The 17,804-nt window shown below is 60.4% G+C and carries 19 protein-coding genes; 1 reads left to right on the top strand and 18 read right to left on the bottom strand.

Annotated elements, in window-relative coordinates:
* Positions 1-34: 34 nt before the first annotated feature.
* The 7 genes from I5961_RS07925 to I5961_RS07895 form a co-directional block, all read right to left on the bottom strand.
* Positions 35-823, bottom strand: a complete 789-nt coding sequence (locus I5961_RS07925) for a protein phosphatase CheZ (RefSeq protein ID WP_007951961.1) — start codon at positions 821-823, stop codon at positions 35-37.
* An 18-nt stretch (positions 824-841) separates the two neighbouring features.
* The gene (locus tag I5961_RS07920) at positions 842-1,213 is read right to left on the bottom strand and encodes a chemotaxis response regulator CheY (protein ID WP_003183998.1); all 372 of its coding nucleotides are present in this window, start codon (positions 1,211-1,213) and stop codon (positions 842-844) included.
* Positions 1,214-1,380: 167 nt separating this feature from the next.
* Positions 1,381-2,121: an RNA polymerase sigma factor FliA gene (fliA, locus tag I5961_RS07915; protein ID WP_085682981.1), complete on the bottom strand. Its 741-nt coding sequence runs from the start codon at positions 2,119-2,121 to the stop codon at positions 1,381-1,383.
* Positions 2,118-2,948 carry a flagellar synthesis regulator FleN gene (gene fleN, locus I5961_RS07910; protein ID WP_003222917.1) on the bottom strand — a complete coding sequence of 277 codons (831 nt, stop codon included), beginning with the start codon at positions 2,946-2,948 and terminating at the stop codon, positions 2,118-2,120. Before fleN ends, fliA begins: the two co-directional genes overlap by 4 nt.
* 113 nt (positions 2,949-3,061) lie before the next feature.
* Positions 3,062-4,402 (bottom strand): flagellar biosynthesis protein FlhF, encoded by a 1,341-nt coding sequence (flhF, locus tag I5961_RS07905; RefSeq protein ID WP_085605801.1) that lies wholly within the window; start codon positions 4,400-4,402, stop codon positions 3,062-3,064.
* A gap of 11 nt (positions 4,403-4,413) precedes the next feature.
* Entirely contained in the window at positions 4,414-6,543 is a 2,130-nt protein-coding gene (gene flhA / locus I5961_RS07900; RefSeq protein WP_085699437.1) for a flagellar biosynthesis protein FlhA, read from the bottom strand.
* Between the two features lie 197 nt (positions 6,544-6,740).
* The gene (locus tag I5961_RS07895) at positions 6,741-7,472 is read right to left on the bottom strand and encodes a hypothetical protein (protein WP_227234845.1); all 732 of its coding nucleotides are present in this window, start codon (positions 7,470-7,472) and stop codon (positions 6,741-6,743) included.
* 553 nt (positions 7,473-8,025) lie between these two features.
* Here I5961_RS07895 and I5961_RS07890 point away from each other — a divergent pair.
* Positions 8,026-8,400 (top strand): DUF6124 family protein, encoded by a 375-nt coding sequence (locus I5961_RS07890; protein WP_227234843.1) that lies wholly within the window; start codon positions 8,026-8,028, stop codon positions 8,398-8,400.
* A gap of 225 nt (positions 8,401-8,625) precedes the next feature.
* On the opposite strand, the gene flhB is transcribed toward I5961_RS07890, so the two are convergent.
* The 11 genes from flhB to I5961_RS07835 all read right to left on the bottom strand — a co-directional run bounded on the left by flhB (position 8,626) and on the right by I5961_RS07835 (position 17,799).
* Positions 8,626-9,765 carry a flagellar biosynthesis protein FlhB gene (gene flhB, locus I5961_RS07885; protein WP_085703347.1) on the bottom strand — a complete coding sequence of 380 codons (1,140 nt, stop codon included), beginning with the start codon at positions 9,763-9,765 and terminating at the stop codon, positions 8,626-8,628.
* A gap of 3 nt (positions 9,766-9,768) precedes the next feature.
* Positions 9,769-10,554 (bottom strand): flagellar biosynthetic protein FliR, encoded by a 786-nt coding sequence (fliR, locus tag I5961_RS07880; RefSeq protein WP_085699443.1) that lies wholly within the window; start codon positions 10,552-10,554, stop codon positions 9,769-9,771.
* 3 nt (positions 10,555-10,557) lie between these two features.
* Positions 10,558-10,827, bottom strand: a complete 270-nt coding sequence (gene fliQ, locus I5961_RS07875; protein ID WP_007951951.1) for a flagellar biosynthesis protein FliQ — start codon at positions 10,825-10,827, stop codon at positions 10,558-10,560.
* Positions 10,824-11,582, bottom strand: coding sequence for a flagellar type III secretion system pore protein FliP (gene fliP, locus I5961_RS07870; RefSeq protein ID WP_039765605.1), 759 nt, complete (start codon positions 11,580-11,582; stop codon positions 10,824-10,826). Before fliP ends, fliQ begins: the two co-directional genes overlap by 4 nt.
* Entirely contained in the window at positions 11,582-12,040 is a 459-nt protein-coding gene (gene fliO, locus I5961_RS07865; protein WP_007951949.1) for a flagellar biosynthetic protein FliO, read from the bottom strand. Before fliO ends, fliP begins: the two co-directional genes overlap by 1 nt.
* Positions 12,041-12,499: a flagellar motor switch protein FliN gene (gene fliN, locus I5961_RS07860; protein WP_085699447.1), complete on the bottom strand. Its 459-nt coding sequence runs from the start codon at positions 12,497-12,499 to the stop codon at positions 12,041-12,043.
* Between the two features lie 57 nt (positions 12,500-12,556).
* Positions 12,557-13,525, bottom strand: coding sequence for a flagellar motor switch protein FliM (fliM, locus tag I5961_RS07855; protein WP_003222890.1), 969 nt, complete (start codon positions 13,523-13,525; stop codon positions 12,557-12,559).
* Between the two features lie 9 nt (positions 13,526-13,534).
* The gene (fliL, locus tag I5961_RS07850; protein WP_085699449.1) at positions 13,535-14,038 is read right to left on the bottom strand and encodes a flagellar basal body-associated protein FliL; all 504 of its coding nucleotides are present in this window, start codon (positions 14,036-14,038) and stop codon (positions 13,535-13,537) included.
* A gap of 212 nt (positions 14,039-14,250) precedes the next feature.
* Positions 14,251-15,612: a flagellar hook-length control protein FliK gene (locus I5961_RS07845; protein WP_227234842.1), complete on the bottom strand. Its 1,362-nt coding sequence runs from the start codon at positions 15,610-15,612 to the stop codon at positions 14,251-14,253.
* Positions 15,613-15,717: 105 nt separating this feature from the next.
* Positions 15,718-16,065, bottom strand: coding sequence for an Hpt domain-containing protein (locus I5961_RS07840; RefSeq protein ID WP_085699453.1), 348 nt, complete (start codon positions 16,063-16,065; stop codon positions 15,718-15,720).
* A 30-nt stretch (positions 16,066-16,095) separates the two neighbouring features.
* Entirely contained in the window at positions 16,096-17,799 is a 1,704-nt protein-coding gene (locus I5961_RS07835; protein WP_085699455.1) for a fused response regulator/phosphatase, read from the bottom strand.
* Positions 17,800-17,804 lie beyond the last annotated feature (5 nt).

The raw sequence follows: 17,804 nt of genomic DNA, 5'->3' as shown, positions 1-17,804 counted from the left end.
GGGTGCTCCTACAGGTCTAAAAACCCAAAAAAACTCAAAATCCAAGGCTGGATAGCAAATCGTCCACATCGTCCTGACCGGACACAACGTCTTCTCGTTTATCGGCATGAATCTGCGGACCTTCACCCTGCGAGAGATGTTTTTGTGGATCTTTTTCAGCAAGCATCGCCGCACGGTCATGTTCGATGCCCGCAAAGCGGTCCACCTGGCTGGCCATGAGCACGAGCTTGAGCAGGTTGCTTTCGACTTCGGTGACCAATTGGGTCACACGCTTGATCACTTGACCGGTGAGGTCCTGGTAATCCTGGGCGAGCAGAATGTCGTTCAGATTGCTCGACACCGCGCGGTTGTCCGCGCTGCTGCGTGCCAGAAAACCGTCGACCCGGCGCGCCAGTTCACGGAACTCTTCAGCCCCGACCTCACGGCGCATGAAGCGGCCCCAGTCGGCGCTCAAGGCCTGGGCTTCGTCAGCCAGGCCATTGACCACAGGGGTCGCGCTCTCCACCAGATCCATGGTGCGGTTGGCGGCAGCTTCGGTCAGTTTGACCACGTAGCCCAGGCGCTCGGTAGCGTCGGTGATTTGCGACACTTCCTCAGCCTGTGGCATGTGCGGATCGATCTGGAAATTGACGATCGCACTGTGCAGTTCACGCGTGAGCTTGCCCACTTCCTGGTACAGGCCACGGTCACGGGTCTGATTGAGCTCATGGATCAGTTGCACCGCGTCGCCGAACCTGCCCTTTTCAAGGCTTTCGACCAGTTCGACCGCGTGTTTTTTCAGGGTCGACTCGAAGTCGCCCTGTGAAGATTCTTTATGCTCCATAGCTCCCCCGCGCGTTCATCAGCCGATGCGTTCGAAAATCTTCTCGATTTTTTCTTTCAACGCCTGGGCCGTGAAAGGTTTGACCACATAGCCGTTCACGCCGGCCTGGGCCGCTTCGATGATCTGCTCGCGCTTGGCTTCAGCGGTCACCATCAGCACCGGCAGGTGCTTGAGTTTTTCATCGGCGCGCACGTGGCGCAGCAGGTCGATACCGGTCATGCCGGGCATGTTCCAGTCGGTCACCAGAAAGTCGATGCTGCCGCTGTTGAGCACCGGAATGGCGGTGGTGCCATCGTCGGCTTCAACGGTGTTGGTGAACCCCAGATCACGCAACAGGTTCTTGATGATCCGCCGCATCGTTGAGAAGTCATCAACGATGAGGATTTTCATGTCTTTGTTCAATTCGACCTCCAAGCAGTCTTAAACGCGCCCAGCACCTGGACGCGCCATTTCAATCAATCCGGCAAAACACTCGATGACTGTCTGGAGCACAACAGATCGAGACCGGTGCCGTTCACCACCGCACCAGCCTCGTTCGCAGTGTCCCCACACTGCCTTCAGCGCGCTCGCCACTCCCCCAAACGCCCCCGCAAGCGGGCCGCGCACTGGCTGTGTAACTGGCTGACCCGCGATTCACTGACGCCAAGGACTTCACCGATCTCCTTGAGGTTCAGCTCTTCGTCGTAGTACAGCGCCAACACCAGTCGCTCACGCTCCGGCAAATTGGCAATCGCGTCCGCCAGCGCGGCCTGGAAACGTTCGTCCTCCAGATCGCGCGACGGCTCCAGATGAGCACTGGCGCCATCCTCGTGCAGCCCTTCGTGTTCGCCGTCCTGCAACAGGTCGTCGAAACTGAACAGCCGGCTGCCCAGGGTGTCGTTCAAAATCCCGTAGTAATCGTCGAGACTCAATTGGAGTTCGGCCGCAACTTCGTGATCTTTAGCGTCACGGCCGGTTTTAGCTTCAATTGCTCGAATCGCGTCGCTGACCATGCGCGTATTGCGGTGAACCGAGCGCGGTGCCCAGTCCCCCTTACGGACTTCATCGAGCATCGCACCGCGGATCCGGATGCCCGCGTACGTTTCAAAACTGGCGCCCTTGCTCGCGTCGTATTTGGTCGAGACTTCAAGCAGGCCGATCATCCCGGCCTGGATCAGGTCTTCGACCTGCACACTGGCCGGCAATCGCGCCAGCAAGTGGTAGGCGATGCGCTTGACCAGCGGCGCGTAACGCTCGATCAGCTCGTACTGCGCATCACGCGCCGACTTTTTGTAAAGGTTCATACCGCTGGCGGTCATAGCACAGGTCCTGCCGTTTGCTGCACGAGGCGCTCGACGAAAAATTCGAGGTGGCCGCGCGGATTGGCGGGCAGCGGCCAGGTGTCGACCTTCTGTGCGATCGCCTTGAACGCCAGTGCGCACTTGGAACGCGGGAAGGCTTCATAGACCGCACGCTGCTTCTGCACCGCTTTGCGCACGCTTTCGTCGTAGGGCACCGCGCCGACGTATTGTAGGGCGACGTCGAGGAAGCGATCCGTGACCTTGGTCAACTTGGCGAACAGATTGCGACCTTCCTGCGGGCTCTGGGCCATGTTGGCCAGGACGCGGAAGCGGTTCATGCCGTAATCGCGGTTCAGCAGCTTGATCAGCGCGTAGGCGTCGGTGATCGAGGTCGGCTCGTCGCAGACCACCAGCAACACTTCCTGCGCTGCGCGAACGAAACTGACTACCGAGTCACCAATACCTGCAGCGGTGTCGATCACCAGCACGTCGAGGTTGTCGCCGATGTCGCTGAAGGCCTGGATCAGGCCGGCATGCTGGGCCGGGCTCAAGTGAACCATGCTCTGGGTGCCGGAAGCGGCCGGCACGATGCGGATCCCGCCGGGGCCCTGCAACAGCACGTCGCGCAGCTCGCAGCGGCCTTCGATCACATCGGCCAGGGTACGTTTGGGGGTGAGGCCCAGCAGAACGTCGACGTTCGCCAGCCCCAGGTCGGCGTCCAGCAGCATGACCCGACGGCCAAGCTCTGCCAGGGCCAGGGACAAGTTCACTGACACATTAGTCTTGCCGACGCCACCTTTGCCGCCGGTCACCGCGATCACCTGTACGGGATGCATGCTGCCCATGTTATTTCTTTACCTTGTCTTGCATAGACGGAGGCCACATTACTGGCTGCGCGTTCACAACCGGAACAATGCATGGCAGACCATCGATGTAGGTACAAAAACGGTTCATTACCTCAGCCAACCTGCTTGGTCGGGCTGTGGTAGATATCAGCGAACATGTCAGCCATGGCTTCTTCGCTGGGTTCTTCCTGCATTTGCACACTGACGGCGCGGCTGACCAGTTGATGACGGCGCGGCAGATGCAGATCATCCGGAATACGCGGCCCATCGGTCAGGTAGGCAACCGGCAGTTCGTGACTGATCGCCAGGCTCAACACTTCGCCAAGGCTTGCCGTCTCATCCAGTTTAGTCAGGATGCACCCGGCCAGCCCGCAACGCTTGTAACTGTGATAAGCGGCGGTTAGAACCTGTTTCTGGCTGGTGGTTGCCAGCACCAGATAATTTTTTGACCGAATGCCACGACCGGCCAGACTTTCCAGCTGCATGCGCAGGGCCGGATCGCTGGCCTGCAGGCCGGCGGTGTCGATCAGCACCACGCGCTTGCGCAGCAGAGGATCCAGCGCCTGCACCAGGGACTGGCCCGGATCGACGTGGGTCACCGACACATTGAGGATGCGGCCCAGCGTTTTGAGCTGCTCCTGCGCGCCGATGCGGAAACTGTCCATGCTCACCAGCGCGATGTTCTGCGCGCCGTACTTGAGCACGTAGCGGGCGGCCAGTTTGGCCAGGGTGGTGGTCTTGCCCATGCCGGCAGGACCGACCATGGCAATGACCCCGCCCTCTTCCAGCGGCTCGACTTCCGGCACGGCAATCATTCGTGCCAGATGCGCCAGCAGCATGCGCCAGGCCTGACGAGGCTCGTCGATCTCGGTGATCATCGACAGCAGATCGCGGGACAGCGGGCCGGACAAACCGATGCGTTGCAGACGACGGTACAGATTGGCCTGGGCCGGACGACTGCCTTGCAACTGGTTCCAGGCCAGGGTGCCGAGTTGCACTTCCATCAGTTCGCGCAGGCTGTTGAGTTCAAAACGCATCGAGTCCAGCGCACGCGGGTCAACGCCAGCGGAAACCGGTGCAGGCGCCGGTGCCGGACGGGCCGGAGCCTCGTAGGTCGGTTCGGTCAGCGGTTCGGCAGCGGTCAGCGGCAGGCCGGCCGTCAACGGCAACCCGGCGAACAGCTGGCGATTGGTGTTGCCGTCGGCTTCGCCACGCAGGCTCAGCTCGGCCTGGGCGGTGACGATGCGCGACTGAGTCTTGCGCAGCTCATCCTCGAGTTCCATGTTCGGAACACGCGGGGCCAGCGCCGACAGTTTGTAATCGAGCGCCGCCGTCAGCTCGACGCCGCCGGCGATGCGGCGGTTGCCAATAATGGCGGCATCAGCGCCCAGCTCATCACGAACCAGCTTCATGGCCTGACGCATATCGGCGGCGAAAAAACGCTTAACTTGCATAAACCACTACCTCAGCCGTTGGGCCCTACTGTCGCAACGATGGTCACTTGCTTGTTGTCCGGAATTTCCTGGTAGGCCAGCACATGCAGTCCGGGAACTGCCAGGCGACCAAAGCGCGAGAGCATCGCGCGAACCGGGCCTGCTACCAACAGGATCACCGGCTGACCTTGCATTTCCTGGCGCTGCGCCGCTTCAATCAGCGAACGCTGCAGCTTCTCGGCCATGCTCGGCTCCAGCAGAACGCCCTCTTCCGAGCCTTGTCCTGCCTTCTGCAGACTATTGAGCAATATTTGTTCCAACCTTGGCTCCAGCGTGATAACTGGCAGCTCCGACTCAGTCCCTACAATGCTTTGGACGATGGCACGGGAAACGCCGACCCGCACAGCGGCCACCAAAGCGGCGGTATCTTGACTCTTGGCGGCATTGTTGGCGATGGCTTCGGCAATGCTGCGGATATCGCGCACCGGCACGTGTTCGGCCAGCAACGCCTGCAATACTTTGAGCAGCTGCGACAGCGTGACCACGCCCGGCACCAGCTCTTCGGCCAGCTTCGGCGAGCTCTTGGCCAGCAATTGCATCAGTTGCTGTACTTCTTCGTGGCCGATCAGCTCGCTGGAGTGCTTGTACAGAATCTGGTTCAAGTGGGTCGCAACCACGGTGCTGGCATCGACCACGGTGTAACCGAGCGATTGCGCCTGCGCGCGCTGGCTGACCTCGATCCACACCGCCTCCAGGCCGAAAGCCGGATCTTTGGCGGTAATCCCGTTGAGCGTGCCGTAGACCTGCCCCGGGTTGATCGCCAGTTCGCGATCCGGGTAGATCTCGGCCTCGGCCAGGATCACGCCCATCAGCGTCAGGCGATAGGCGCTCGGCGCCAGGTCGAGGTTGTCGCGGATGTGCACGGTCGGCATCAGGAAGCCCAGATCCTGCGAAAGCTTCTTGCGCACGCCCTTGATCCGCGCCAGCAACTGGCCGCCCTGGTTGCGGTCCACCAGCGGAATCAAGCGGTAGCCGACTTCCAGGCCGATCATGTCGATCGGGGTCACGTCGTCCCAGCCCAACTCCTTGGTTTCCATGGCGCGGGCCGGCGACGGCAGCAGCTCCTGCTGGCGCTTGACCTCTTCCAGCGCGACGACCCTGGCCACGTTCTGCTTCTTCCAGAACAGGTAAGCGCCACCGGCAGCCAGAGCAGCCATGCTCAGGAACGAGAAGTGCGGCATGCCCGGCACCAGGCCCATGACCGCCATCAGACCGGCAGCCACCGCCAGCGCTTTGGGCGAGGCGAACATCTGGCGGTTGATCTGCTTGCCCATGTCTTCCGAGCCGGAAGCACGGGTCACCATGATTGCTGCTGCTGTAGATAACAACAGTGATGGCAATTGCGCCACTAAACCGTCACCGATAGTCAGCAAGGCGTAAACCTTGCCCGCATCGGCGAAGCTCATGTTGTGCTGGAAGATACCGACGGCCATGCCGCCGATCAGGTTGATGAACAGAATCAGCAAGCCAGCGATGGCATCACCACGCACGAATTTGCTGGCACCGTCCATCGAACCGTAGAACTCTGCCTCCTGGGCCACTTCCTGACGACGGGCCTTGGCCTGGGCCTGATCGATCAGACCGGCGTTAAGGTCGGCGTCGATCGCCATTTGTTTGCCGGGCATCGCATCGAGGGTGAAACGCGCGCTCACCTCGGAAATCCGCCCGGCACCCTTGGTCACCACGACGAAGTTGATGATCATCAAGATCGCGAAAACCACGATACCGACCACGTAGTTACCGCCGATCACCACCTCACCGAAGGCCTGGATCACCTTACCGGCAGCGGCGTGGCCGTCCTGACCGTGGAGCATCACCACACGGGTCGAGGCCACGTTCAGCGCCAGTCGCAACAGCGTCGCCACCAGCAGGATCGTCGGGAACACCGCGAAATCCAGCGGCCGCAAGGCGTACACGCAGACCAGCAGCACGACGATGGACAGGGCAATGTTGAAGGTGAAGAACACGTCGAGCAGGAACGGCGGCACCGGCAACATCATCATCGCCAGCATGACCAGCAGCAACAGCGGCACACCCAGATTGCCCCGACTGAGGTCGGCAATGTTCGAGCGAGCACTGTTGATTAACTGAGAGCGATCCACCGGTTTTCCCCGTTCCTTTAAAGCAAACTTTTGACGCCCGAAGCAGGCGCACGGCGGCTACTGCAAGAAGCCTTCCAACTTTTGCGGGGGATTGAAATAGAGGGGCGACGGACCTGAATGAGAGGGGGCAAGTGCACCGAGTCCGGCGCAAGCCTGCCCCAGCGACAGAGCAATGCGAAGATTTGAAATCTCGCCGGTCAACCGGCAACCAAAACATGGGCTTTCGTAATAGGACCGAAAGACAGCGCTGCGCTATCGAGGTAGTGCGTTCCCTTGAACACACTTTCCCCGCCGACATCAACAACCTCCTCGTCAGCCTGCATAAGCACCACTCTGGTTTCAGGTGCGGCGCCAGAGAACAGATCATCACTCTCCATCAGATTCAGGGCCCATTCGAAGAATATGCGCGGCAGGTCGCTGATCTCGATCAGTGGATAGCCCGCACTCAGGCGAAAGTACTGCCTGGCTGTCACACGAAGCCAATTGTTGACGACAACGAACGAGGGTTTTTCATACCTACGCTCCAGCGGTTCACCCCCACTCGACCATTGATCCATGTAAAAGCTGGAGTGGGTAAACAGGGCAAACAACGCTTGGTTATCGCGGATATTACCTGCCGCATCGAAGAAGTAATTGTAGGCATAGTGATAGGCGAACCCACCCATTTCAGGCCGGATCGCATTGATCGGCCAATCAAGATAATTCGGGATGTACTGATTGGCCATGACCATGAAATTGAGAAAGTCCAGCTTCAGGTCGAACGTCACCTCATAGAAGATGGCCCGCTCTCCTGCGTCCCTTTCCAGCCTCCCTGAAACAAACTCCAGCTCCATGCCCGACAGTTTTCGGTAAACGCGCGTCGCCATGATGAATCCCCGACTTCCAAAGAAAGAATCGTCAGCCATCACACTCACGGTGCGCGAGCTCATGATGGCAAGAGTGCCGGGTTTATGGGGCGCCAAAGAGTAATGGTTGTCTACTGTCAGATCTGACAGGTGTTGAACTATTTCAGATAAAAGGCACAGCTCGCTTGGGTAGGGAAAAGGAGGTTTTGAGCGTGATTTTCTGCTGACCGCAATGCCGCACGCTCGCGAAGGGGCCCGAGAAAGCAGCACGAAGTGTCTTTTAAATTCGGATGTTTAAAAGACACCTTCAGACACGCCTTGGAGGCTACGAATTCTTGCGCCATTGCCTACAGCTACGCCAGAATCCGCCGGCTTGTGCGCCTTGGGGTCGGGTTCTATTGTGGATCGGTCGCTGACGAATCAGCGATCGGGTTTAGCGACCCGAACTTTCTCAGTGCATCGGCGTTCGTGACTTCGTTGTGGGACTTTTCGTCCGCAATTACGTTATGGCGGCTGTATGCGGGAGACCTTTGGGTCTGCCGGGGTGCCTGAGACCGGTTCGCTAACCTGCGTACAGCTGCCACCTTCACTTGTTTAGCGATAGGTAAGAGTGGCCCCATAACTCAGGAGCTTCACCATGATCAAACCAACACCCAACCCACCCGAATCCGATCCTGCTTCGCCCTACGAATCCCTCGATTCCAGAAAGCTTCACGAAGCCGCCGACCGCGCCCTCGATCACTATCTCTGCCCGCCCGGCGCCACACCACCACCGCGCAAAACCCGCAGAATGTACGCCGTCACCGCCGACTTCAAAAACGAAGAGCTGCTGGTCGATGCCTGCGAAACCCTGGCTTCCGCCAGAACCATCGTCAATGACTTCACCCATCTCATGCCCGCCTCGCAGCGCAGGACGCTGGTGGGGGTTGCACAACTGATCATGCTCGGGGAGCTGGCAGTAAATCGGGTGCTGGACAATCTGGAACTACCGACGTCGCCGAATCCGGTGTAAAGGCTTGAGTGATGTGTCATGACTGCTGACGTCATCGCGAGCAAGCTCGCTCCCACAGTGATTTGTGGTGTGCTCATATTTTCAGAGCGACGCTAAACCTGTGGGAGCGGCGGTGCGACGATTCGACTTGCTCGCGAAAGCGACCTCACAGGCAACACAGGTCATCGGGCATGAAAAAACCGCCACCGGATTCAACCGGATGGCGGTTTTTTTGCGTCATCACAATCAGGAATCGCGCCGCAGATCCGGCGGAATCGGCAGGTCGTCCTTGAGCGGATCCGGGCGCTTGCCCTTGCCGGCCTGATGCTGGCGGATCTGGTAGACGTAGGCCAGTACCTGGGCGACTGCCAGATACAGGCCACTGGGAATTTCTTCTTCCAGTTCCGTGGAGTAATAGATCGAACGCGCCAACGCCGGCGACTCGAGAAGCATGACGTTGTTGGCCACGGCGATTTCGCGGATCTTCAGCGCCAGGAAGTCGCTGCCCTTGGCCAGCAGCATTGGCGCCCCACCCTTCTCGGCGTCGTACTTGAGCGCCACGGCGTAGTGGGTCGGGTTGGTGATGACCACGTCGGCATCCGGTATCGCGGCCATCATCCGCCGTTGCGACATCTCGCGCTGGACCTGGCGAATCCGCTGTTTGACCTCCGGCCGACCTTCCTGGTCCTTGTGCTCGTCGCGCACTTCCTGCTTGGTCATCTTGAGTTTTTTGATGCTCTCCCAGATCTGCACGGGCACATCGACAGCCGCGATGATGATCAACCCGCACGCCAGCCACAGCGAGCTCCAGCCCACCAGTTGCAGGCTGTGGATGATCGCCCGGTCCAGCGGCTCATGGGCGATGCGCAACAGATCGTCGATGTCCGAGTTGAGCACCACCAGCGCCACACCCAACGTGATGAGAAACTTGGCCAGCGCCTTGAGCAGCTCGATCACGGCCTTCATCGAGAACATCCGCTTGAGGCCCGCCGCCGGGTTCATCCGGCTGAACTTGGGTGCCAGCGAACCGGCGGCGAACAACCAGCCACCCAACGCGATCGGCCCGAGGAAAGCGGCCAGCAACAGGGTAATCATGATCGGCTGGATGGCCAGCAATGCCTGTAACCCGGAGTTCATCAGGAAGGTCGCCATGGAACGCTCATCCATGATCACTTCCCGCGACAGCGTGAAGTTCTGGCGCATCAGATCCATCAACTCCTGCGCCAGCATTCCGCCAAAAACCAGCAGCGCACCCGCACCGGCCAGCATGACCGCCAGGGTGTTGAGTTCCTTGGAACGCGCAATCTCACCCTTTTCCCGGGAGTCCTTTTTGCGCTTCTCGGTGGGGTCTTCTGTTTTGTCCTGACCGCTTTCGCTCTCAGCCATGACTCAGCGCGCCTTTGCCAGTTCGCGTAAAAACTGCAAGGCCTCGGTGGCCAGCGGTTGATACTGATTGAGAATGTCCGCCAGCCCGACCCAGACAATGAACAGGCCGAGCACCAGGGTCAGCGGAAAGCCGATGGAGAAAATGTTCAGCTGGGGTGCAGCGCGGGTCATCACGCCAAAAGCGATGTTGACCACCAGCAGCGCAGTGACCGCCGGCAGCACCAGCAATAACGCGGCGCCCAGCACCCAACCGAGTTTGCCGGCCAGCTCCCAGTAATGCGTGGTCATCAGCCCGCCGCCGACCGGCAGCGTGGTGAAGCTTTCGGTGAGCACTTCGAAGACCACCAGATGCCCGTTCATCGACAGGAACAGCAGGGTCACCAGCATCGTGAAGAACTGCCCGATCACCGCCACCGACACGCCGTTGGTTGGGTCGATCATCGACGCGAAGCCCATGCCCATCTGGATCGCGACGATCTGCCCCGCCACCACGAAGGCCTGAAAGAACAATTGCAAGGAGAAGCCCAGCACCGCACCCACGAGGATCTGCTCGGCAATCATCAGCAGACCGCTGAGATCCAGCGGGCTGACCGCCGGCATCGGCGGCAGGTTGGGCGTGATCACCACGGTGATCGCGAAAGCGAAGTACAGACGGATACGCCGGGGCACCAGCGTGGTCCCGAAGACCGGCATCACCATCAACATCGAGGCGACACGAAACAGCGGCAGCATGAACGTCGCCACCCAGGTACTGATCTGGGTGTCGGTCAGCTGAAGCAGCGATTGCATGGCTTAGCCGATGACCATCGGAATGTTTTTGTACAACTGCGTGATGTATTCCATGAACGTCTGCACCAGCCACGGGCCGGCGACGATCAGCGTTACCAGCATCACCAGCAGACGCGGCAGGAAGCTCAGGGTCTGTTCGTTGATCTGGGTGGCGGCCTGGAACATCGACACCAGCAGGCCCACCAACAGACTCGGGACCACCAGGATCGCCACCATCATGGTGGTCAGCCACAGGGCTTCGCGAAAGATGTCGACCGCTACTTCCGGCGTCATGGCGATACACCTCCGAAACTGCTGGCCAGGGTGCCGATGATCAGCGCCCAGCCATCCACCAGCACGAACAGCATGATTTTGAACGGCAGGGAAATGATCAGCGGCGAGAGCATCATCATACCCATCGCCATCAGCACACTCGCGACCACCAGGTCGATGATCAGGAACGGAATGAAGATCATGAAGCCGATCTGGAACGCGGTTTTCAGCTCAGACGTCACGAACGCCGGCACCAGAATCGTCAGCGGCGCAGCATCCGGAGTGGCGATGTCGGTACGTTTGGACAGGCGCATGAACAGCTCCAGATCGCTGGAGCGGGTCTGGGCGAGCATGAAGTCCTTGATCGGCACCTGGGCCTTTTCCACTGCCTGCTGGGCGGTCAGCTTTTCCGCGAGGTACGGCTGCAAGGCATCGTTGTTCACCCGGTCGAACACCGGCGCCATGATGAACAGCGTCAGAAACAGGGCCATGCCGGTGAGGATCTGGTTCGACGGCGTCTGCTGCAAACCCAGGGCCTGACGCAGGATCGAGAAGACGATGATGATCCGGGTGAAGCTGGTCATCAGGATGACGGCGGCCGGAATGAAGCTCAGCGCCGTCATGATCAACAGGATCTGCAGGCTGACCGAATACTCCTGCGCGCCCTCGGCGTTGGTGCCCAGCGTGATCGCCGGGATCGACAACGGATCGGCGGCAAACGCCAGCGGCGCGGCCAACATCAGGGCCAGGGTCAAGACGATGCGCAACGCACCCATTACTTCTTATCCTTCTGATCCTTGCCGAGGATCTTCAACAGATGCTGGGCAAATTCCGGAGTCGCTTTGTCGGCGGTGCTCGGCACCTCGACCGGCTCTTTGAGCACGTGCAGCGCAGTGATGGTTCCGGGGCTGAGGCCGAGCAGAATCTGCTCGTTGCCCACCTGCACCAGCATCAGACGGTCACGCGGCCCGAGCGCGCGGGAACCGATCAACTCGATCACCTGGCCCTTGCCGGCGGGACCTGCCTGCTGCACCCGGCGCAACAACCAGGCGAGGAAGAAGATCAACCCCAGCACCAGCAACAGCCCCAGCACCAGTTGCGTCAGTTGACCCGCCACGCCGCTGTTGACGGCCGGGGCAGCCGCCGCTGCGGTGGTCGCCACCGGCTCGGCCGCCAGCACGCTGAACGGCAACGCCAGCGCCAGACCGAACAAAGCCCCCAGAACCTTTTTCACTCAGCGCAGCTTCTTGATGCGTTCGCTCGGGCTGATCACGTCAGTCAGACGGATGCCGAACTTTTCGTTGACCACCACCACTTCGCCGTGGGCGATCAGGGTGCCGTTGACCAGCACGTCCAGCGGCTCACCGGCCAGACGATCAAGCTCGATCACCGAACCCTGGTTGAGTTGCAGCAGGTTGCGGATGTTGATGTCGGTGCTGCCCACTTCCATCGAGATCGACACCGGGATGTCGAGAATCACATCCAGATTCGGGCCGTCCAGCGACACCGGCTCGTTGCTTTTCGGCACGCTGCCGAACTCTTCCATCGGCAGACGGTTGGAGCCCGAAGCGCTGGCGTCGGCGGCCAGCAGCGCGTCGATGTCGGCCTGTCCGGCTTCACCGGTTTCTTCCAGGGCGGCAGCCCATTCATCGGCCAGTGCCTGATCGTCCTGGGTGTTCATATCGTCGTTCATCATTTGTCCTCGGCGGGCAAAAAACCGGTAAAAGAATCAGGGAGTGAGGGCGCCGCTTCAGCGGCGCTCGATCGGCTCGATCACCTGCAACGCGAGGTTGCCTTTGTGCGAGCCCATCTTGACCTTGAAGGCCGGCACGCCGTTGGCGCGCATGATCATGTCTTCCGGCATTTCGACCGGAATCACGTCACCCGGCTGCATGTGCAGGATGTCGCGCAGTTTCAACTGGCGGCGAGCCACGGTGGCACCGATCGGCACGTCGACGTCGAGCACGTCCTGGCGCAGGGCGTTGACCCAGCGTTCGTCCTGGTCGTCGAGGTCCGACTGGAAACCGGCGTCGAGCATTTCACGCACCGGCTCGATCATCGAGTACGGCATGGTCACGTGCAGGTCGCCGCCACCGCCGTCGAGTTCGATGTGGAACGTGGAAACCACGATCGCTTCGCTCGGGCCGACGATGTTGGCCATGGCCGGGTTCACTTCCGAGTTGATGTACTCGAAGTTGACTTCCATGATCGCCTGCCAGGCTTCTTTCAAATCGACGAACGCCTGCTCCAGCACCATGCGCACCACGCGCAGTTCGGTCGGGGTGAATTCACGCCCTTCGATCTTGGCGTGACGGCCATCGCCGCCGAAGAAGTTGTCCACCAGCTTGAACACCAGTTTGGCGTCGAGGATGAACAGCGCGGTGCCGCGCAGGGGTTTGATCTTGACCAGGTTGAGGCTGGTCGGCACGTACAGCGAGTGCACGTATTCGCCGAACTTCATCACCTGTACGCCACCGACGGCAACGTCCGCCGAGCGGCGCAGCATGTTGAACATGCTGATACGGGTGTAGCGGGCAAAACGCTCGTTGATCATTTCCAGAGTCGGCATGCGTCCACGGACGATGCGATCCTGGCTGGTCAGGTCGTAGCTTTTGACACTGCCGGGTTCGGCAGCGTTATCGGTCTGTACCAGACCATCGTCGACGCCATGCAACAGCGCGTCGATTTCATCCTGGGACAGCAGATCCTGCACGGCCATGTCGTGTTCCTACTGCAGTACGAAATTAGTGAAAAGCAACTGTTCGATCACCACTTTGCCCAGCTCTTTCTGCGCCACTTCCTGGACGCTGGCTGTGGCCTTCTGGCGCAGCATCTCTTGACCGACCGGGGTCGCCAGCGTGGCGAAATCCTGACCGGAGAAGAGCATCACCAGGTTGTTGCGGATTACCGGCATGTGCACTTTGAGCGCTTCCAGATCCGCCTGATTGCGCGCCAGCATGGTGATGCTCACCTGCATGTAGCGCTGACGGCCGTTCTGGTTGTAGTTGGCCACGAAGGCCGGCGCCATCGGCTCGAAAATCGCCGGTTGCTTGCCGACCGGTGCCGCTTCGGCGGCCGCCTGGGGCTTGCTCTGGGCACTGTGCATGAAGAACCAGGTCGCCCCCACGGACGTACCGATCGCCAGCAACAGACCCAGCACGATCATGATGATCAGCTTGAGTTTGCCTTTGGTTGCGGGGTCTTTTACTGCTGCAGCTTCGCTCTTCGCCATGCCAATAATCCGTCACTAATCGGGTTTTCACAGTCGCACGGCAAGGCAAGAGCAAGTGTTATGCCAGAAGTGTTGGAGGGGTAGACAGGGGCAGCGCAAACAACTGTGGGAGCGAGCTTGCTCGCGAAAGCGGTTTAACATTCAACACAGGTGTTGTTCGTCAAAAAGCCTTCGCGAGCAAGCTCGCTCCCACAGTTAATTTGCCTTGAATATCAGGCGTAGTAGTCGACGGCGCTGGAGCCGATCACGTGTGTGGCCGTAGCAGCCGCTTCAGCCACGGTCGCAGACGTCAACTCTTCTTCCGAAGAGTCCAGGCGACCACCAGCAGCACGGGTGCGCCCCGTCTGGCCTTGTTGCGCCTGCTCCTGGCTCTGACCCTGCCAGCCACGGTTCTGGTCGGAAACGTTGACGTCGACCTGGCCCATGCCTTGCTGGGTGAACATCTCGCGCAGGCGGTGCATCTGACCGTCGAGGGCTTCACGCACGCTCGGATGCGCGCTCATGAAGGTCACCTGGGTCTGCTGGTCCGGCACCATGTTCACCCGGATATCCAGCCGTCCCAGCTCGGCCGGCTGCAACTGGATGTCAGCCGCCTTCAAGTTGTTGCTCGACAGGTACATGACGCGGTTGACCACTTCTTCGGTCCAGCCGTTCTGGTGCATGGCAATCGGCTGGTTCACCGGCACCGCGTTGGCGGTTTTCGGCGTGGCAGCCTGAGTCAGCGCCGCCAGACGGTTGGCGAAATCATCCACGCGGGTATCGCTGGTGGCAGTCTTCAGGTCTTTCAGGCCGTCATCGATCAGACCGCTGAATGCCTTTTCGCCGCCCTGGCTGGTGCTGTCCTTGTCCGCCTGCACATCAAGCATGCTGGCCATGCCGGCAGCGAAGTTCTGCGCCGAGGTCAATTCACCGTCAGCCTGAGCCTGGGCCGGGGTGGCCTTGGGTTGAGACTGACTGGACGCGGAAATGTGCCCACTCTGCTCCATGGCCATGCGCACGGCAGGCAGCGAATCCAGCGGATCCGCCTCGGGGTCGAAAGCCGGGTCAGTGGCCGGTGCCGGATCCTTGACCATACCCGGCAATGCCGCCACGGCTGATTTGTCGGTTTCCGGTTTTGCGGCGGTATCGACGACAGGGGTGGCGGCTACCGGTGCGGTAACGACGGGCTCTACCGCTGCCACCAGTGCCGGATCCACCGGTGCTGTGTCGACAACAGGAGTCGTTGCGGTATCGGCAGTCTCATCATCAGCAGCAGTCTTGTCGTCCGTTGCCGCCGTCGCCGGTTTGTCGGCGGGCAAGGCTTTGCCGCTATCGGCAACCGCCGGCGCCGGGGCGGCAGACTGATCCTTGCCCAGGTCTTTCTTGCCGCTGTTGTCAGCCACCTTGTCACGGGCAGGTTTTGCCGAATTGTCGACGCTTACCGAGGGTTTGTTCGGGCCTTGATCGGCGAACACCTGAGCGAAGCTGGAGGCCTTGTCCCCGGGCTCTGCGGCCACTGCCGATGATTTGGCCGAGGCAGCTTGCGCCTTGGCCTGGGCGGCGGTCTGAAGAAGAATGTTGGGGCTTGCAGGCATGGCACGGTCTCCGCTGCACTGGGATCGTAGGTACAGTTGGGATAGATGACTGCAAGTGCCGGGCCAGTTTCGTCAGAATTGCGACAAAACCGCCCGACGGCAGGTTCAGTGGGTCAGCGAGCGCTGCCGCTCGGCGACATAAACGGGCCGCACATCGGCGAATTCGCTATGGATATCGGCGACCAGCTTGATGATTTCAGAAGGGCTTTTGTCTTTGGCATGCTGTTCCAGCTCCTGGCACAACACCGCAAGACGAATCGCGCCCATGTTGCTGCTGCTGCCCTTGAAGCTGTGCGCAACGGATGACAATGCATCGGCATCGGCAGTCTGCTGCAACTCCCGCAGGCGATTTTCGGAATCGGCAAGAAAGGTATCCAGCAGTTCCGGATAGCTGTCTTCCATCACTTCCCGCAGCGCGCTTAGCGCCTCGTGGTCCACATGTGTATCAGCCACTTGTTCACTCCTTGATCAAGAATGCGCGGATTATGCCAGAGCCTCCCAGAAAAACTCCACGCGGGCACTGCGACCATCGTCCGACCAGCTCGGGTTTTTGCTCAACTGCCGGATCAGACTGACACCGCGTCCCGACAGACGGACATCGTCGAGCGGCTGTTCCATCACGCGCGAGACATCGAATCCCTGGCCGCTGTCCTCGACTCGCACCACCAGACAACCGCCCTCGCCTTCCGGCCGCACCTGCAAATGCACGCGCACGTAACCGTCCTGCAAGGCCTCGAGGCGCGCATTGCGCTGCTCGTAATAACGGGCGAAACCTGAGGCATCGCGCTTGAGGCTTGAATCCAGACCCAGCACGCCATGTTCCAGCGCATTGGAATAAAGCTCGGCCAGCACGCTGTACAGTGCGCCACTCTGCGCCCGCAAGCCATGCACCTCAAGCAGCAACTGCAACAGGTAAGGCAGCGGATTGAAGCGTTTGAGCGTGGCACCGCGAAATTCGAAGCTCACCGACCAGTCCAGCGGACAGGACTGGCCACTGTCGGAATACACTGGCGCCGTTGGATTGACCTGCGCCATTTCCAGCAGGCTGACCTCGACCATGCTCACATCGTCCCGGGCCTGGCCGCGAAAGTCCTGCAACGCCTGCTCGATTTCCTCGAACAGCCGATCCGGCTGGCGATTGGCGGCGAACACCTTGTGCAAGCGCTCGACACCGAACAACTGATCGTTGGCATCGCAGGTGTCGATGACGCCGTCCGAGAGCAGGAATACCCGGTCACCCACCGCCATCGGGTGAACCTCGGTGCGGTCATCGAAGGTCTGCGGGCTGAGCACCCCCAACGGCAAGTGGCGTGCCGCCAGCGGCGTACGCTCCCCGGTGGCGAGGCAATGCAGATAACCGTCAGGCATGCCGCCGTTCCAGACCTCCACCGAACGTCGCTGAAAACTCAGGCACAACAGCGTGGCGCAACAGAACATGTCCACCGGCAGGATGCGCTTGAGCTTGGCGTTCATTTCCCGCAGGGTCTCGGCCAGACCGTAACCTTTGGCGGTCATGCCATAGAACACTTCGGCCAGCGGCATCGCGCCGACGGCCGCGGGCAATCCATGACCGGTGAAGTCACCGAGCAACACATGCATGTCGCCGGACGGGGTGTACGCGGCCAACAACAGATCGCCGTTGAACAGCGCATAGGGCGATTGCAGGTAACGGATGTTCGGTGCGCTCAGGCAACCGGAATGCGCGACCTTGTCGAATACGGCCTTGGCGACCCGTTGCTCGTTGAGCAGATAGTCGTGATGCCTGGCGATCAGGTCGCGTTGCTGAAGAACCGTGGCCTGCAAACGCCGCAAGCGATCCATCGCCTTGATTTTGGCGGCGAGGATCACCTGGTTGTAAGGCTTCGCCAGAAAGTCGTCACCGCCGGCCTCAAGGCAACGGGCCAGGGCTTCACTCTCGGTCAGCGAGGTGAGGAAGATGATCGGCACCAGGCTCTCACCCGCCAGCTTCTTGATCTGCCGCGCGGCTTCGAACCCGTCCATCACCGGCATCATGGCGTCCATCAGCACCAGATGCGGCTTTTGCCGGATAAACGCCTCGACCGCCTCCGCACCGTGGGTGGCCGTCAGCACTTCATGCCCCTGACGACGGACGATGGTCGACAACAGCAGCCGGTCGGCGGCACTGTCTTCGGCGATCAGGATTGTCAGCGGCTCTTGCGGCTGCATGGCCG

The sequence above is a fragment of the Pseudomonas sp. IAC-BECa141 genome (assembly GCF_020544405.1).
In the GTDB taxonomy this organism is placed as follows: domain Bacteria; phylum Pseudomonadota; class Gammaproteobacteria; order Pseudomonadales; family Pseudomonadaceae; genus Aquipseudomonas.
Note: the sequence above shows the minus strand (reverse complement) of the source record. Positions and strands in the feature narration are given on the sequence as shown.

Excerpts from the sequence above, each read along its gene's own strand:
- I5961_RS07925 (WP_007951961.1), bottom strand. The coding sequence starts at position 823 with ATGGAGCATAAAGAATCTTCACAGGGCGACTTCGAGTCGACCCTGAAA.
- I5961_RS07920 (WP_003183998.1), bottom strand. The coding sequence starts at position 1,213 with ATGAAAATCCTCATCGTTGATGACTTCTCAACGATGCGGCGGATCATC.
- fliA (WP_085682981.1), bottom strand. The coding sequence starts at position 2,121 with ATGACCGCCAGCGGTATGAACCTTTACAAAAAGTCGGCGCGTGATGCG.
- fleN (WP_003222917.1), bottom strand. The coding sequence starts at position 2,948 with ATGGGCAGCATGCATCCCGTACAGGTGATCGCGGTGACCGGCGGCAAA.
- flhF (WP_085605801.1), bottom strand. The coding sequence starts at position 4,402 with ATGCAAGTTAAGCGTTTTTTCGCCGCCGATATGCGTCAGGCCATGAAG.
- I5961_RS07895 (WP_227234845.1), bottom strand. The coding sequence starts at position 7,472 with ATGAGCTCGCGCACCGTGAGTGTGATGGCTGACGATTCTTTCTTTGGA.
- I5961_RS07890 (WP_227234843.1), top strand. The coding sequence starts at position 8,026 with ATGATCAAACCAACACCCAACCCACCCGAATCCGATCCTGCTTCGCCC.
- flhB (WP_085703347.1), bottom strand. The coding sequence starts at position 9,765 with ATGGCTGAGAGCGAAAGCGGTCAGGACAAAACAGAAGACCCCACCGAG.
- fliR (WP_085699443.1), bottom strand. The coding sequence starts at position 10,554 with ATGCAATCGCTGCTTCAGCTGACCGACACCCAGATCAGTACCTGGGTG.
- fliQ (WP_007951951.1), bottom strand. The coding sequence starts at position 10,827 with ATGACGCCGGAAGTAGCGGTCGACATCTTTCGCGAAGCCCTGTGGCTG.
- fliP (WP_039765605.1), bottom strand. The coding sequence starts at position 11,582 with ATGGGTGCGTTGCGCATCGTCTTGACCCTGGCCCTGATGTTGGCCGCG.
- fliN (WP_085699447.1), bottom strand. The coding sequence starts at position 12,499 with ATGAACGACGATATGAACACCCAGGACGATCAGGCACTGGCCGATGAA.
- fliM (WP_003222890.1), bottom strand. The coding sequence starts at position 13,525 with ATGGCCGTGCAGGATCTGCTGTCCCAGGATGAAATCGACGCGCTGTTG.
- fliL (WP_085699449.1), bottom strand. The coding sequence starts at position 14,038 with ATGGCGAAGAGCGAAGCTGCAGCAGTAAAAGACCCCGCAACCAAAGGC.
- I5961_RS07845 (WP_227234842.1), bottom strand. The coding sequence starts at position 15,612 with ATGCCTGCAAGCCCCAACATTCTTCTTCAGACCGCCGCCCAGGCCAAG.
- I5961_RS07835 (WP_085699455.1), bottom strand. The coding sequence starts at position 17,799 with ATGCAGCCGCAAGAGCCGCTGACAATCCTGATCGCCGAAGACAGTGCC.